Here is a 16279-nt window from a genome sequence, read left to right as displayed (position 1 = left end):
AAACGATAGATGAAATACTTTTGTATTAGAATTTACAAAATAATAAAATGAAAAAAGTAGTTACAATTATCGTGTTTAGTTTAATGGTTTCTTTACAAGCACAAATAGCCGATAAGCCTGAAAATATTTCTCCTCTGTTAATAGGTGAAAAAATTCCAAATGTGGATCTTCAAGACAGTAATAGTAAAAAAGTGTCAACTAGTTCAATTTTTACAAAAAATACAGTTTTAATTATATATAGAGGTGGTTGGTGTCCTTATTGCAATGCGCAATTGGCCGATATGCAAGAAATAGAAAAAGATATTTTGAGTTTGGGTTACCAAATTATAGCAGTAAGTCCAGATGCCCCTTCTTTTTTAAAAGAAACAACAGAAAAAGACAAATTGAATTATCAGTTATTTTCGGATAGTCAGGGAGATTTTTCAAAAGCTTTAGGGATTGCTTTTGCAGCTCCAGAAAAGTACAGTAAGATGTTAGGAAAATATTCCGAGAATAAAAATACGAATTGGTTACCCGTACCAACGGTTTATGTTTTAAATGAGAATCAAGAAATTGAATTCTTATATATTAATCCTGATTATTCCAAACGATTAAGCGGTAACGTATTAGTAAATGTGTTAAAGAATTTATAAATTCAGTTTTTAAATTGAGCTATAGGCAAAATTTATATTAAATTAGAAAAATTGGAATTTTTATTTCTAAATTTGTAATCGAGTTCAAACAAACTCAAAGTTAGGTAAAGCAATTTTTAAATATAAAAAAAGAAAGAAATGGCATTAGCAATTACAGATGCAACTTTTGAAGAAGTAGTATTAAAATCAGATAAACCAGTAGTAGTAGATTTTTGGGCAGCTTGGTGTGGACCATGTAGAATGGTTGGACCAGTTATCGATGAGGTAGCTACTGAGTATGAAGGAAAAGCAGTAGTTGGAAAAGTGGATGTAGACGCAAATCAAGAATTCGCAGCTAAATATGGTGTTAGAAACATTCCAACTGTTTTAATATTCCAAAATGGAGAAGTTACTGACAGACAAGTAGGAGTAGCTCCTAAAAAAACTTATACTGACTTAATTGATAAGTTATTATAATTGATTTACAATGAAAAAAAAGTCTAGTGAAAGCTAGACTTTTTTTTTGACTTTTTTTGAGTTTTCTTTCAAACTCTTGTTTACATACTATTTTATAATCATTTGATAAAGATATAATTTCCATTTTCTTAAGAATATGTTGTTTGTCTATTTTTAAAGTCGTTAGTATATCCGTGCTTTTTTTCATCAAACATATGAAGCATTTTTGACTAAAAAATCGATGCACTTTGTTTTTAGTTAGTTGATAAATGCGGTTTTATAAATAAAATTCATTTCATCTTTTTATAAACATCTTGTGGTTTTTTATAAAATAGCAAACAAATTATGAAATGGAATAAATGGTTAATAATATTATTTTTTATTCTTGTATTGTTTGAAAATTGTTTTTCACAAGAAATAGAAAATATATCGAAACAAAAAGCTGTTGAAATTATAGGCTCGTTTTCAACTTATGGATCGTACTATAATGTGAATGGAATAGATCCAAGAAGAAAAGATTTTTCATGGTATTTAACAGGTAGTCCAGTTTTGAAATTATACGGAGTTGAAATTCCTTTTTCTTTTACAGTAAGCGAACAAGAAAGGACATTTAGACAACCTTTCAATCAATTTGCTTTATCTCCATCTTATAAATGGGCTAAATTGCATTTGGGTTATTCTAACTTGTCATGGTCGCCTTTTACTTGGTCTGGACAAACGGTAATGGGTGGTGGAGTAGAACTCAATCCGGATAAATTTCGTTTTGGTTTATTGTATGGTAGATTGAACAGAGCCGTGGAAGAAGATTTAACTTCTCCGGAAGCCATTATGCCCACATTTAAACGTATAGGATATGCAATGCGACTAGGTTATGGAACAGAAACAAGTCATGTGGATTTTATTTATTTGAAAGGGAAGGATGATCAAAATTCTTTACAAACAATTCCTACTTTAACACAAGTTTTACCGAGTGAAAATATTGTAGCAGGTATTTCTTCAAAATTGAAGTTAACTAATCATCTTTTTTGGGATGTTGATGTTGCCTCAAGTATTTTTACAAGAGATATAAACGCTCAAGAATTAGATGAAGATTCTCCATTACAAAAATTTACTTCATTAATAAATGCCAATTCTTCTTCTCAATGGTATAATGCTTATCAATCAGAAATAAGATATGAAGAAAATAATTATAAAATAAAAGCAAAATACAGAAGAGTTGAGCCAGATTTTCAAAGTATGGGTTCTTACTATTTTCAAACGGATATACAAAATATAACTTTAGAACCTTCTGCTTATTTTTTAAATAAAAAACTTAAAATTAATGCAAGTGCTGGACAACAAACAGATAATTTATTAAATAAGAAAGCATATACAACAAAAAGGTTTATAGGAAATATAGGATTGGATTGGAATTTAAACAAATTTTTTGGATTCAATCTCTTGTACGCAAATTTTTCTGGAGAACAGGGAAAAGGATTAAAAATTCCCAACCAAGCTACACAACAATCATTCGTCTCTCAGAATATAGTGGCATTGCCAAGATTTACTTTTGTTAAAGAAAAGTTCACACACTTTCATACTATTCTGCTTAATAAGCAATGGATGACTGATAGAAATCCCAATACTGCAATTTTGACCGATTACGAAATATATAATATAAATCATAATAGTAATATAATTTTTAATAAGTCAGGACTTACATTTGGAATAAATTATATCCTGTCTCATTTTGATTCTGAAGCAAATAATAATAGATTAAATGGTATAGGAATAAATGTATCTAAACCCTTTTTAAATAATCAATTAACAACGAGTTTTACTGGAAATGCAACCAAACAATTACTAAACAAAGAAGAATTTGCCAATATTTTTAATTTTTCATTGCAGAGTAATTATAAAATAAACGATCATCATGGTCTTGCACTCATGGGAATGTTTTTAGATAATCAATCTAAAAATATAAATAATAGCTCTTTTAGAGAATTTAATATTGATTTAGGTTATACCTACACGTTCTAAAATTATCTAATTGAAAAAGAATATCACAAATAGTTAATTATTAGAAATGATTTTATAAGCATCATTACTTTCTTACTTAAATATTTATACTGATGAAAAAAAAATATTTATTACTTATCGCCTTTTGGAGTTTACAGCATCTTTTTGCGCAAACAGCACCTACTGTTAATGTAACAGTACAAGTGCTTCCTCCTTATTCTACTTATCTTCAAGATTATTTGAATACTTCAAATAAAGTAGTAATAAGTTTATTGTCTTATACTAATGCAAATGTAAAATTAAAAGCATCAATAACAGGTGATAATGGTATTACTATTGCGACTTCAGATAATTATAGACCTGCATCTCCTCTTGTGTTAAATGCGTATCAGCAAAAAATGATTACAGGAATTGATTTAAAAAATTATCTCGATTTTAATTCATCTATTGTATCGGGTATAAATAAGAATGCTTTATTTCGGGGTTCTGGCATACCAGAAGGAAATTACACTCTATGTGTACAAGTACTAGATTATAACACAGGTAATCCATTGAGTGATCCTGAACCCTTAGGTTGTAGTAATTCATTTTCTATAGAGCAACTAACTCCACCTCAATTAATTTCACCTATTTGTAATGAAACCCTCCAATCTGGACCTATTCAAAATATAGTTTTTTCATGGTTGCCTCCACAAGGAGCTCCTGCAGGAAGTCAATATAAATTAAAAATTGTTGAATTAGTTCCTTCTACTCGTAATCCTAATGAAGCAATGAATAGTGCTACTACACCTGCATTTTTTGAAACTATTACTCATTCATTTTCATTGGTTTACGGACCTTCACAACCCCTTCTTAAAAACGGAAAAAAATACGCGTGGAGAGTAACAGTTTTGCCTCCAGCTTCTGGAGTAAGAGCAGGAGTACCTTTGAATCTTCAAAATAATGGAAATAGTGAGGTTTGTAGCTTTGTGTATGAATCTAAAAATTTATCCCAACTTCCCTCATTACAAAATCAAAACACCATTGTTTTGATTAATCCTAGTAATAAAGAAAAAATCTCTAATGGTGTTGAATTAGAGTTTTCTTGGGAAGCATCTAAAAAGGATGTAGTAAATGAATATGTTGTACAATACACGAGTTCAGTCCATGAAAAAAAAGATATTCAACAATGGTCTGATGTTTCAGAATCTTTATTTATTGATAATTATAATTATTACAAAATAAATGCGGGTAAAAATAAAAAAGCCTTTTTGCCCATAGCCATAATAAATCAAAAAGGGAAATACGCTTGGAGAGTGATTGCTGTAGATAAAAACAACTCAATAGTTGATAAGAGCAATTTAGGAATGTTTGAAATTAGCGAAATGCAAGATAAAGATCGTATCAAAATTTTAACACCTACTCAAGGAGAAAAAATAGATGGAGGTGTTACAGTAAATTATACTTGGACAGCATCAAAAAATAAATCTGTAGAGGAATATATATTACAATCTACAGATATTACTAATAAAAGTGAATTGAATGAAAATCTTTTTTCAAACAAAGGTATCTACGGGATAGGTCCATTTAAAGAAACATCTTTTACGATGAAAACACAAGTAGATCAAGATGAAAGCATAAAAGCATGGAGAGTTATAGGACTTAATAAAGGAAAAATAGTAGATAGTAGTTTGCCAAGTTATATTGATTTTGTTAAAGATAAATCAGATTTAGCAAATTTAAAAACATTGCAGTTTAATGATTATACTATTGAAATAACTAAAATTAATGATAAAAATCCTGATTCTTATTCTGGACAAGGAAAAGTTTTGCTTTGGGAAAACGGGCCCACAATATCTGTTTGGTTTAAGGATTTAAAGATTAGACCTATTTTATATCGCCCTAAAACAAAAACCTATATATATGCTGCTGTTAAAGGAACCATAGATATGCCAGCGGATAACGCATTTCCATACAAAAAAAATATTCTAAACCTTTCTACTAATAAAGAAAGTGAAGGTAGTTTTGAAATTGAATTCTCACAAATCACTTTTAACGCAGATTTACAAGGTAAAGAAGGAGGTAATAATGGTGTTTTTATAGTAGATGAAAATTTAGGAAAGAATGTAGCTAAAGTAAAATCAAAATGGAAGACAAATTTTTTTATTTGGAAATCGGGTTCTTCAAGTAGAGACGAACAATATGTTTTTGAAACAGCTTTAGAACAAACTGTTAATTTATCTTTTAGTAATAAAATAGATGGAAGCATAAATTATGCCACTACAAAGATGACCAATTTATTAAATAATGGTATTGATGTAAATTTTGATTCAAACGGAGTGGTTGCTATTATAAAAGGGTTAGAGGTTAAATCTAGTTTAAGCGGGAAGATTATTGTTCCAAAAGCAAGTTCAAAAAATGCTTCTGTAAAGATAGAAACAGATGGAACCTCATTATCTCTAACTAGCTTAGAAATTCCTTTCAAGGAAATGGCTAATTTGAATTTCTCGTATAAATTAGAAACCCCATTACATTGGCAAATTAATAAAGATAAATCTGTATATGCTGATATAAAAGAGATGTATGTTCATTTATCTCCAGAAGGTGTTATAAGAGATAAATTCAAAAATTATCCCTATGGATTAAATTTAGATAAATTTTTAGTTGAGGTTAAATTGCCTATGAAGACAGGTGAAACGAAACCTTCTACAATTAATTTAAGTTTTGACAACATTTATAATAATGGCAAAGGATATACAAATAACAAAAAAGGAGAAAATTTAGTAAAATCGAATACTAATATTGCTGGGTTTACGACAAAACTAGACAAAAGTGATTTTCTAATTAAATATAATAAGTTAGTTTTATTAAATGTTAAAGGGCAAATCTATGTTCCTTTTTTAAATGATTGGTCTCTTATAAATTTATCAATCGATGAAAATAAATTACAAGAAGCCTATCTAATATTTGACTACAATAAGAAATATTATTTGTCTAAAAATCAATCAGGAAGTATGGCTTACTTTACAATATCTTCAGGAAGATTTGAAAATAATTCTATTGTAGTTTATCCAAGTTTAACTATTAAAGATGCTAAAAACAAGGGCTTTGAAGCCCAGAATATGTCAATGTGTGAACTTTTTATTAATCCTGAAGGGAGTGTCTCATATAATACTAACTTTTCTCTCAATTCAGAATCAGTATGTGAAGGAACTAAAAAATTTGCTACTTACTATAAGTTTCACTTTGGGGTGGATAGAATGAAAATAAAAAGAGGAGGAACAAAAACGGATGCGGATTTCTTATTTGTTGGCGAAGTTAACTTAGGTCCAGAAATTGAAATACATTCTAAAAAGGAAATGGGTTTTAAATACAAAGGAATAGCTCCTAATCCTGAAAAATCTGTTGGGGATTTTTATGATGTAGAAATTTTAAGTAAGAAAAATAATGTGGCATACCAATTAAATAAAACAAAAGGAGGACCGTATTATGAAACGGAACATTATACAAATCCTTTTGAAAATAATATTACTATTTCAGATGACGGAAAAGGTATTAGTGGTGCTTATGAAGATGGAGCACAAAAATTTGGTGGGGGATTTAAAATAGCACATGATGAAAAATGGGGTGATTATTTTATATTAGAAGGGAATTATGAAGCCAAACAACCTGTAGCCAAACAATTAGAAACAAAATTGATTTTAGGTAAAAAAACAGAAAATAAAAATGATTATACCTATTGGTTTTTCGAATTCAAACAAAAGGATTTTGTAATAATTCCTATTGTGCCTGGTATAATTGAGGCTCATGGCTTTGGAGGAAAAGCATATTATCATATGCAACCAACGTATGATAATTTAGGGAATATTACAGATTTAAATCCAGACAATAAAATTTCGATTGGAATTGTAGCTGAAGCTTTTGTAAGAACAGCTTATGATAATGGAAGAACATTGCATGGGCATGCGCAAATTGTAACCGAATTAAATGGATCGAGCATTAAAGGAATTGATTATTATATTAAAGCAGATGCCATTAACGAAAATTCTAATGCAAGTGGGATGCTTCAAGCTAGATTTAATGGATCTTTAAATTGGGTGAACAAATGTATTGATGGTAAGGGGCAAATATGGGGTAAGGTTAAAGATATAGTCTGTTTAAATGAAGGTCAAGCAAATGAAGACTCCATATTTTTCCATTTTGGGGCGGATAAATTTTTTGTAAAAATGGGTACAGAAGAAAACCCTATTGAGGCTGAAGTAATGTGTGGAAGTGGCCTAAAAATGGGAGTTTGGTTTGGTATAGATAAGAATAAACTAGATATAGGAGTGAAAGAGCATTACGACTCTGGATGGAAAGGTCTAGATTTAAAAGTCGCATCCGCACAAGGTAAATTGGTTACAAACCTTTCTGCTGAGTTAACTGTACAATTCTCACCTTTTCAAGCTACAGGTAAAGCTTCGTTCTCTGGAAGAGCGTATGGTAAAGGCTGTGTGGATACCTATTTGTATGAAGGCTGTGTAAGCGGTAGTTGTGGTGTAGGTGCAGAGCTAACAGCAACAATGCCTAATCCTGTAGTTTTTGAAGGAAGTGTGAGTTGCGATGTGAGTCGATGGATTCCCGATTTTACTTTGCATGCAAGATGGTCTTCAAATGATGGTTTTAGTATTTGGGTTTAAAATAATTAAGATGAGAAAGTTATATATATACGTCGTTGTTTTCGTATGTTCATTTTCAGTGCGCGCACAAGAATACCAACTTTTTGCAGCTTCTGGAAATAATAAAGTAGAATTGAAATGGATGTCCAAAAAAATAGTAAAAGAAACAGCTTTTGATATTTTTAGGCAAGAAAAGGGGAATTGGAAAAAATTAAACCTTTCACCAATTGTTCCTTCAGTAATTATTGCTGAAAATGAGTTAGATACCTCAAAAAATAATTTTCCAAATGATGAAGCCTATAAAATATATATTAAGCATTATTCTAAGAATGAAAAGGATCCAAATAAACAAGCATTTGCGAATTACAACTTAGCCGTTAATTCAATCTTTAGTAATGATTTGGCTAAACACAGAGGTATTTATTTTGAAGATAGTACTGTTCAAAATAATAAAGTTTATTCCTATAAATTAGTAGATGCAAATTCTCAAAAAGAATTATCTATTATTACCAATCTAAAAGTTGGCGAATTAGGTATAGCTCCAGAGAAATTGAGTGCAAAACAAGTAAATCAAAATGTGGGTTTATCTTGGGAAGCTAATGAAAATTATATAGGCTATAATTTATATAGAAATAATGTTAAAGTAAATAATGAACCTATTTTACCTAATGCAGAACAGGGAAAAATAATTCACGTGAAATATGTTGATAATGATGTTCTTGCTGGGAATTATAGCTACATTGTAAAAGGGATTACTTTTTTGAATACAGAATCAAATCCTTCTTCAAAAGTTGATATAAATATTAATGATAAAACACCACCTAAGAAAATAGAAGGTTTCAAAGGGAGTAGAAATGGTAATGAAATTATTTTAACTTGGAAATTATCTACAGAGGAAGATGTAGCAGGGTATTATATTCATAAAAGTATTGATAATGGAAAATCATTTGAAAAAATTACTTCTCAACCCTTAACCTCTTCAGAAAGCAAATATATTGAAAAGGTGGCAACCGATTTAGTAAATACATATCAATTTAAAATCGAAGCAATTGATAAAAACGGTAATGGAAATATGTCTAATCCTGTTAGTGTTTTTGTGCCTGATACGCAAGCACCTTTACAACCTGTAGATCTAGTGGCACAATCAGAAGTAGGCAAAATAACATTAAGTTGGAGACCAAATCCAGAAAAAGACTTAGCAGGTTATCGCATTTATCGTGGTTTAATTGATGATGATGAAAATAATATGACATTACTTAATGTAGAGCCACAAGTTAAAACCTTATTTGTAGATACTTTTAATGAAAAAGCGGGAACTAAATTTATTTATAAAGTGGTAGCAGTTGACAGATCATTTAATCAGAGTGAAAAAGCGGTAATTTGGGTTCAATTACCAGATGTTATTCCTCCAGTTGCTCCTTTTTTAAGTGATATAAAGACAGAAAAAAATCAGGTAATTTTAAATTGGAATCCTGTATTAGATGACGCTATTCAAGGCTATGAAGTATATCGAATAATTGAAGAAAAAGAAGAAAAAATCTCTAGAGATTTGATATCACAAAATTCTTTTATTGATGAGATTAACTATAATGGTATAATTGCATATTATGTAAAAGCAGTAGATTCTTCACAATTAAGATCTAATGCATCAAACAAAATAGCTATTGTAACAGGCGATTTAGAAAGAGATTTGTCTGTCCAATTAAATCAAGAGATAAGATCAAAAAAAGTACTTATAAAGTTGTTAGGTATTAAATTAGATGAGGTTAGTGAAGTGATGTTGTTTAAAAAAATAGGGCAAGGAGGTTTTTCTATAATACCATCTCATTTTGTTGAGAATGAATTTTTAGATTTAAATACCGAAGAAAATACTATTTATGAATATTTTGTAGAAGTTATTCTTAATGATAATTCAAGGATTAGATCGGAAAAGAGGAGTATTAATAATGTTTATTAATTAGTATATAAAAATGAAATCCTAAAAAAGAAACATTTTTTGAGCAAACAGACCTAACTGTTTGCTTTTTTTAATTTAAGAATAATTTTTGTTCCTATGTTCTTTTGGGTTTCTACAACAATTTCACATGCTATAGTTTTCGCTAAATCTCTTATTAAATGTAAGCCTAATCCATTTTTAATACTTGCAATTTCTTTTTCGTCATATAATGCTTTGAATTCTTCTGAACTCGCTCCATCACCATTATCTGTTATAGAAAGAAAGAATGTGTCATTTTCTTTCCATGCCTTCCACAATATAAAAGGAGTTTCTTTGTTTTTGACCGCTTTAATCGCATTACCCGTTAAGTTTCTAACTATAGTTTTAAGGTAGTTTTCATCGGTATGAATTTCTAAATTTGAATCGTTTTGAAAGGTAATAGAAATGTTTTCAAAACTTGAAAAATGATTCTTAATGTCTAAAAATACAGATTCAATTTTTAGGGTTTTTGGTTGTGGTTTGAAGTTTTGCATTTGGCTTTTGCTCCACAATAATATGTCTTCCATAGAATTTAAAAGATTTTCTGCTCCTGAAATAGTTTTGGTTTCAAGACGTTTTTTGCTTTCGTCATCTAATAATTCTGGACTGTTTTTTTGCAAATGCAAAAAATGAATCAATTGGCTAATTGGGCTTCTTAAATCATGATTTAAAATGCTTAAAAATTGTGTTTTTGTTTTATTCGCTTCATCTAATTCTGCGTTTAAGTATTGTAATTTTAAATTGGTTTTCTTTCTATGATGATTTTGATAAAATAATATCCCTCCAATAGAAGCTAATAATAACAAACCAATACTTAAATAGATTTTTTGTTTATTAGAAGAAGTTATTTTTAAATTTTTAATATCATTTTCAATTGTTAAATTCTTTATTTTTTGTTCTTTTAACTCGTTTTGATATTCTCTCAATAATGTTTCGGTTTTGTCCGCAACTTCTAAATCGAAAACTGAATCTTTTGCGATGAAGGCTTCTTTTAAATAACGATAGGCAAGAGCACTCTCATTTTTTGTCTTATAATATTCTGAAAGGTTTTCAGCAGCAATTAGAAGAAATTTGTAATCTTCAGCTTCATTGGCTAATTGATATGCTTCATTAAAAAAAAGGAAAGATTTTTCAATATCATTTTTTTCTAAATAATAAGATCCTAAATCGGAACAAGCAATTAATAAGGTTTGAGGTGCGTTTACTTCTCTACATAGTTTTTCACCGAGTAATAAATATTTTTCAGCATTACTATAATCTTTTATTGTTTTATATAACCTTCCTATGTTAACAGATAATTCAGCTTCTAAAAGAACATATTCATCTTTTTGGGCATAAAAAATACCTTTTTTGAAACTTGCAATAGATTTTTGATATTCTCCTAAATCTTCATAAATATTACCTAATCTATTATAATCAATTCCTAATCCAGAATAATTTTCATTTTTTGTATTAATTGCGATAGCTTTTTGTATATAACTAATGGCTTCTTTATGTTTACCATGTAGCTTTAGATTTTGAGCAATAGTTATATAAGGACTTGTAATAGGATTTAATTTGTGTTTGTCTTGTAAGCGAATAATTTCAAATGCAGTTTCTGTAGCTTTTTCTCTATCCCCAATTTGGTTTTGAGTAGACATAATATTTTCTAATAAAAACTGTAGGTTTTTCTTTGACATATTATTTTTTTCTAAAAAAACTTTTGCTTCAAGAAAATAGTGTAATGCAACCTCTGGCTTTTGATTTGACCATGCCACCACACCTTTCATGTTAATAGTTAAATAATCGCCTTTTATGTATTTTAATTTTTTGGAATGCACTTCCATCTTTTTTATTAATGAATCTACTTCATTAAATTTTCCTTGCTTCACCTTAAAAAAAGTATAACTATTTAATGCTTTTACATAGTTTGTGTCAATTGGTTGATTCTTTACATAAATTTCTAATGAGTCAAATGATTTTGGTACTTGACTGAAAGACACATTTATAATAGTAAAAACAATAAATAAGAATATCTTTTTCATAAAAGTTGTTTCAAATCATTTTTATAACTTCTTCCTATAGGAATAGGAAAATTATTTCTAAGTATTATTTCCTGAGTGCTAATTTTTTCAATAAATTGCTTTTGAACTGCATAACTACGATGTACTCTTATAAAGGATTGAAAGTGATGTTCTTTCAAGAGAGAGCCAATATTTGATAAAACACAATGCCTTTTTTGTGGTGTAACTAAAAGAGTATAATCTTTTAATGCTTCTAAATATAAAATATCATGAAGTTTAACCTTGATCTGCTCATGACCATCTTTAATGTAAACGACATCACCACCTATAGACGATTCAAATAGAGAAGCCTTGTGTCTAACTTCCAAAAATTCTTCAATTCGATTTATTGTTTGGGTAAAACGGTCTAGTTTTAAAGGTTTAATGATGAAATCTAGCGTATCCAATTCGAAACTTTCAACAGCATGTTCCGGATGAGAAGTTATAAATATACAAACTGGAATTGTGCTGAGTTTTTTTCTAAGTTCTATGCCATTAATTCCAGGCATGTCTATATCAAGAAATAAAACGGATACTGAATCGTCAACATGATCTAAAGCTTTTTGGGCACAATCATAAACACCTACTATTTCAAAATTTTTAAATTTCTTTACGTATGATAAGACGGTTAATCTATCTATCTCATCGTCATCTACTATAATGCATTTAAAGTTATTCATTTTAAAAATCTATAACTCAAATGTACAATTTTTTTTCATTGGTCTATTTAAAATGTTATTTGTCGATTTTAGAATTTAATTTGATGATTTCAAAATATTTTTGTCTGAAAATAACTGCTATGTTAAATAAACCATTTCTTTTTTTTATTTTCCTTTTTTGGATCCAATTTATTTTTTCTCAAGTAGGGATTAATACTACAACCCCCAATGCACAACTAGAAATAAAATCAAGTAATCAGGCTCTGCCTACAAATAAGGATGGATTGTTGATTCCTAAAATTGATGCATTTCCTGCAATAAACCCTACCATTGCTCAACAAGGAATGATGGTGTATTTAACAACTACTATTGGGTTAAATGCTCCTGGTTTTTACTATTGGGACAATGCAACTAGTTCATGGATTGCAATTAAAGGGGCTTCAGATGCTGATTGGTTTACTGTTGGGGGTACATCTTCTCCTACAACAATTAATGACAATATGTATCATTTGGGCAATGTAGCTATTGGTAAAAACACGGCTAATTATCCGCTAGAAGTTACTGGAACAGATGCACTAACTAATTTGAATTTGAGTTTAAGTGCCTCGACAAATGCCTCTGAAAGAGTAGGATTGTCAAACACTATTACAGGACCTTCTAATAATGATTTTACCTTTTTAAAGAATAATATTTTTGGTACGGGTACTGGTTTTAAATATGGTTTGTATAACATTTTTAATACTACAGCTAATGGAGGTCAATATGGTTTGTTTAATGATTTTCAAAATGCAAACGCTTGGAAAATAGGAACAGCGAATAGTTTTATTGGAGCAGGTATTGGTTTGGATAATAATTTCACTGGAACAGATAATGGAGATAGATATGGGTCTTATACACGATTTAGTGCAGATTATAATTCGGGTACGGGTAACTGGTATGGTCACAATGTGACTTTTGATTATGTTACAACAACAATATGTTCAGGTGATAAATACGGATATTCAGTTTCTATTCCTCCATCAGTTGGTGGAGGTACCCAATATGGTGTTCAATCTTATGTTGGAAATTTAACAACGGGTTATTCTGGTTATTTTTCTGGAAGGGTTTCAATTGGAGACACTTCATTGGATACTGATCATTATATTTTGCCTTTAACTCGTGGAACCAATGGGCAAGTTATGCAAACAGATGGAAATGGAAATGTTACATGGCAATCTCCTTCTACTGATGCAGATTGGTTTGAAGAAGGAAGCACAAGCTCGCCAACAGATATTAATAATAATATTTATCGATTAGGCTATGTGGCAATTGGTAAAAATATAGCCAATTACCCATTAGATGTTTCAGGTACAAATGAAATAAATGCAATCAATGCAACATTATCCGTTAGTAATACGCTTGGTGCTAGAAAATTATTTAATAACACCATATCAGGTAATACAGGGGATGTATTATATAATAGATATAGTACAAATTCTAATTCTGGAAATGGAACCCATTATGGAGATTATATGTATTTGTCAGGAAGTGGTACAGGAGAAAAGTATGGTAATTATTTAACAATAGCTAATGGCTCTGGTAATAAATATGGTTATTATACTGAAGTTGTTTCTAGTGGTTCAGCTTATTCTTATGGTTCTAGAACCTACATGCGAGGCAATAGTAGTAATACGATGTATGGGCACTATACTTTTTTTGATACGTCTTATTCAGGAAGTGGAAGTAAAGTAGGTTATGGTGTGTACATACCTAGCAGTAGTGGTGGAACCCACTATGGATTGGATATAAGTGTTCCAAGTCTTTCTGGTTATGCTGCTAGTTTTTTAGGACGCGTAACCATTGGGTTAGGATTAGGTGATCGCTATATCTTGCCTTTGAGCAGAGGAACAGCGGGTCAAATTATTCAAACAGATGGTGTTGGTAATACTTCTTGGGTTGATGCTGGTACTGGATTAGGTACTTCATTTTGGAAAACAACAGGAAATGCAGGAACAAATGCTACTATTAATTTTATTGGAACTACAGATGCTCAAGATTTAATTTTTAAAAGAAATAATGTAGTTTCTGGAAAAATTGGAATTACAAATACCACTTTAGGAGTGGAGTCTTTGTTTAGCGCTACTTCAGCGAATCGAAATACGGCTATTGGTTCTAATGCTTTGCATGAAAATATTAGTGCGTCTTTTTCTACTGCTCTTGGTGCTAATGCTTTTTATTCTGGAAACTACTCTAATTCTGTAGCTATAGGTGACGCTACGGTTGTGAGTGCTAATAATCAAATTAGAATGGGAGATGCAGGTGTAACCAGTATTGGTGGTTTTGCGAATTGGACAAATGTTTCAGACAAGCGTTTTAAAAAGAATATCCAAGAAAATGTTCCAGGATTGGCTTTTGTAACTCAATTAAAACCGGTGACTTATTCTTTAGATTTGGATGCTATTCATGGTTATCTAAAAACACCAGATACCATTCGTAAAGTTGAAATTGAACTAGAAAAAAAGAAAGAAATCCAAACAGGATTCATTGCGCAAGAAGTAGAAGCTGTAGCAAATGAACTAGGTTTTGTTTTTTCAGGAATTGATAAGCCTAAAAATGATACAGATTATTATGGTTTGCGGTATGCGGAATTTGTTGTTCCATTGGTTAAAGCGGTTCAAGAGCAACAAATTATGATTCAAGAACAACAAAACAAAATTAAATCTTTAGAGGAAAGATTATCCAAAATAGAAAGTTTACTTAAGGATAAAGAGTAAACGTTTGTAAATTCTTATCTTTACCTTATGAAGATAGAATCTCAACTAGAAAAAATAACCAGTTTTAAAAATCTTGAATTGCTTGCTAACCAAGTAGTGGAAGGATTTATTTCAGGAATGCATAAAAGCCCTTTTCATGGGTTTTCGGCAGAATTTGCGGAACATAAAATTTATAATACAGGAGAAAGTACTAAGCATATTGATTGGAAGCTTTTTGCGAAAACCGATAGGTTGTATACCAAAAGATACGAGGAAGAAACTAATTTACGTTGTCATTTGGTAATTGATAATTCTTCTTCAATGCATTATCCTATTTTGAAAAAAGGAGAAGATTTTTATGAAAATAAAATTGGATTTTCAGTATTAGCTTCTGCAGTTTTAATGAACCTTTTAAAAAAACAACGTGATGCGGTTGGTTTGAGTGTTTATTCCGATGATTATGAATTTTATGCAAACGAAAAGGGAAGCGAAAGACACCATAGAATGATTTTGAATGTATTAGAAGGATTGCTTCAAAATAAAACTAAAGACAGACAAACAGATACAGTTAAATTTTTACATCAAATTGCAGAAAATATTCATAGAAGATCTATGGTTATTTTATTTACAGATATGTTCCAATACGAACAAGAAGAAAAAATTTTTAAAGCTTTACAACATTTAAAACATAATAAACACAAAGTAGTTGTTTTTCATGTTTATGATAAAAAGACTGAACTTAATTTTGATTTTAGCAATACACCTAGGAAGTTTATCGATGTAGAAACAGGTGATACCGTACAGCTATTTGCTGAAAATATTAAAGAAAATTACGAGAAAGAAGTTCATGAATATTTTAAAAAAATAAAAAATACCTGTTTGCAATATAAAATTCAATATGTTCCTGTTGAGGTAGGAAAAAATTTCGAAAAAATTTTAACTACATATTTGGTTGAAAAACAAAGGTTTGGTTAGTTTTTGAATATTTTTTTTAATTTTTTTTTAAAAAATATTTGCAAGATTAGAAAAGCGTTGTATATTTGCACTCGCAATAAGGCACTGGTTTGGTAGTTCAGTTGGTTAGAATACATGCCTGTCACGCATGGGGTCGCGGGTTCGAGTCCCGTCCAGACCGCTTAATTGGGAGAAGCATTTCGAGAAATCGAAAT

General features: G+C 30.0%; 9 protein-coding genes and 1 tRNA gene. 8 read left to right on the top strand and 2 right to left on the bottom strand.

What is annotated here, in order from left to right; genetic code table 11:
• Positions 1-47 precede the first annotated feature (47 nt).
• The 5 genes from HALO113_RS07380 to HALO113_RS07360 all read left to right on the top strand — a co-directional run bounded on the left by HALO113_RS07380 (position 48) and on the right by HALO113_RS07360 (position 9659).
• Positions 48-632 (top strand): peroxiredoxin-like family protein, encoded by a 585-nt coding sequence (locus HALO113_RS07380; protein ID WP_159778408.1) that lies wholly within the window; start codon positions 48-50, stop codon positions 630-632.
• A gap of 138 nt (positions 633-770) precedes the next feature.
• Positions 771-1088 (top strand): thioredoxin, encoded by a 318-nt coding sequence (gene trxA, locus HALO113_RS07375; RefSeq protein ID WP_159778407.1) that lies wholly within the window; start codon positions 771-773, stop codon positions 1086-1088.
• A 324-nt stretch (positions 1089-1412) separates the two neighbouring features.
• Complete coding sequence (locus HALO113_RS07370; RefSeq protein WP_159778406.1) at positions 1413-3086, top strand: hypothetical protein; 1674 nt, start codon at positions 1413-1415, stop codon at positions 3084-3086.
• Between the two features lie 92 nt (positions 3087-3178).
• Positions 3179-7723 (top strand): hypothetical protein, encoded by a 4545-nt coding sequence (locus HALO113_RS07365; RefSeq protein WP_159778405.1) that lies wholly within the window; start codon positions 3179-3181, stop codon positions 7721-7723.
• A gap of 10 nt (positions 7724-7733) precedes the next feature.
• Positions 7734-9659, top strand: coding sequence for a fibronectin type III domain-containing protein (locus HALO113_RS07360; RefSeq protein WP_159778404.1), 1926 nt, complete (start codon positions 7734-7736; stop codon positions 9657-9659).
• A gap of 53 nt (positions 9660-9712) precedes the next feature.
• Here the strand turns inward: HALO113_RS07360 and HALO113_RS07355 are convergent, their stop codons facing one another.
• Together HALO113_RS07355 and HALO113_RS07350 are read right to left on the bottom strand one after the other, a co-directional pair.
• Positions 9713-11701 carry a tetratricopeptide repeat-containing sensor histidine kinase gene (locus HALO113_RS07355; protein WP_159778403.1) on the bottom strand — a complete coding sequence of 663 codons (1989 nt, stop codon included), beginning with the start codon at positions 11699-11701 and terminating at the stop codon, positions 9713-9715.
• On the bottom strand, positions 11698-12399 hold the full coding sequence (locus tag HALO113_RS07350) for a LytTR family DNA-binding domain-containing protein (protein WP_159778402.1): 702 nt from the start codon (positions 12397-12399) through the stop codon (positions 11698-11700). Before HALO113_RS07350 ends, HALO113_RS07355 begins: the two co-directional genes overlap by 4 nt.
• 119 nt (positions 12400-12518) lie before the next feature.
• Here HALO113_RS07350 and HALO113_RS07345 point away from each other — a divergent pair, with 119 nt between their 5' ends.
• The 3 genes from HALO113_RS07345 (at position 12519) to HALO113_RS07335 (ending at position 16245) form a co-directional block, all read left to right on the top strand.
• A complete protein-coding gene (locus tag HALO113_RS07345) occupies positions 12519-15131 on the top strand; it encodes a tail fiber domain-containing protein (protein ID WP_159778401.1) in 2613 nt (870 codons plus the stop codon).
• 27 nt (positions 15132-15158) lie between these two features.
• The gene (locus HALO113_RS07340) at positions 15159-16085 is read left to right on the top strand and encodes a DUF58 domain-containing protein (protein ID WP_159778400.1); all 927 of its coding nucleotides are present in this window, start codon (positions 15159-15161) and stop codon (positions 16083-16085) included.
• A gap of 86 nt (positions 16086-16171) precedes the next feature.
• Positions 16172-16245: transfer RNA gene (locus tag HALO113_RS07335), tRNA-Asp, on the top strand.
• Positions 16246-16279 lie beyond the last annotated feature (34 nt).

Source organism: Flavobacterium sp. 9AF (genome assembly GCF_902506265.1).
Taxonomy (GTDB): domain Bacteria; phylum Bacteroidota; class Bacteroidia; order Flavobacteriales; family Flavobacteriaceae; genus Flavobacterium.
The sequence above is the reverse complement of the archived record's forward strand: the minus strand, read 5'-3'. Positions and strand labels throughout refer to the sequence as shown.

Excerpts from the sequence above, each read along its gene's own strand:
- HALO113_RS07380 (WP_159778408.1), top strand. The coding sequence starts at position 48 with ATGAAAAAAGTAGTTACAATTATCGTGTTTAGTTTAATGGTTTCTTTA.
- trxA (WP_159778407.1), top strand. The coding sequence starts at position 771 with ATGGCATTAGCAATTACAGATGCAACTTTTGAAGAAGTAGTATTAAAA.
- HALO113_RS07370 (WP_159778406.1), top strand. The coding sequence starts at position 1,413 with ATGAAATGGAATAAATGGTTAATAATATTATTTTTTATTCTTGTATTG.
- HALO113_RS07365 (WP_159778405.1), top strand. The coding sequence starts at position 3,179 with ATGAAAAAAAAATATTTATTACTTATCGCCTTTTGGAGTTTACAGCAT.
- HALO113_RS07360 (WP_159778404.1), top strand. The coding sequence starts at position 7,734 with ATGAGAAAGTTATATATATACGTCGTTGTTTTCGTATGTTCATTTTCA.
- HALO113_RS07355 (WP_159778403.1), bottom strand. The coding sequence starts at position 11,701 with ATGAAAAAGATATTCTTATTTATTGTTTTTACTATTATAAATGTGTCT.
- HALO113_RS07350 (WP_159778402.1), bottom strand. The coding sequence starts at position 12,399 with ATGAATAACTTTAAATGCATTATAGTAGATGACGATGAGATAGATAGA.
- HALO113_RS07345 (WP_159778401.1), top strand. The coding sequence starts at position 12,519 with ATGTTAAATAAACCATTTCTTTTTTTTATTTTCCTTTTTTGGATCCAA.
- HALO113_RS07340 (WP_159778400.1), top strand. The coding sequence starts at position 15,159 with ATGAAGATAGAATCTCAACTAGAAAAAATAACCAGTTTTAAAAATCTT.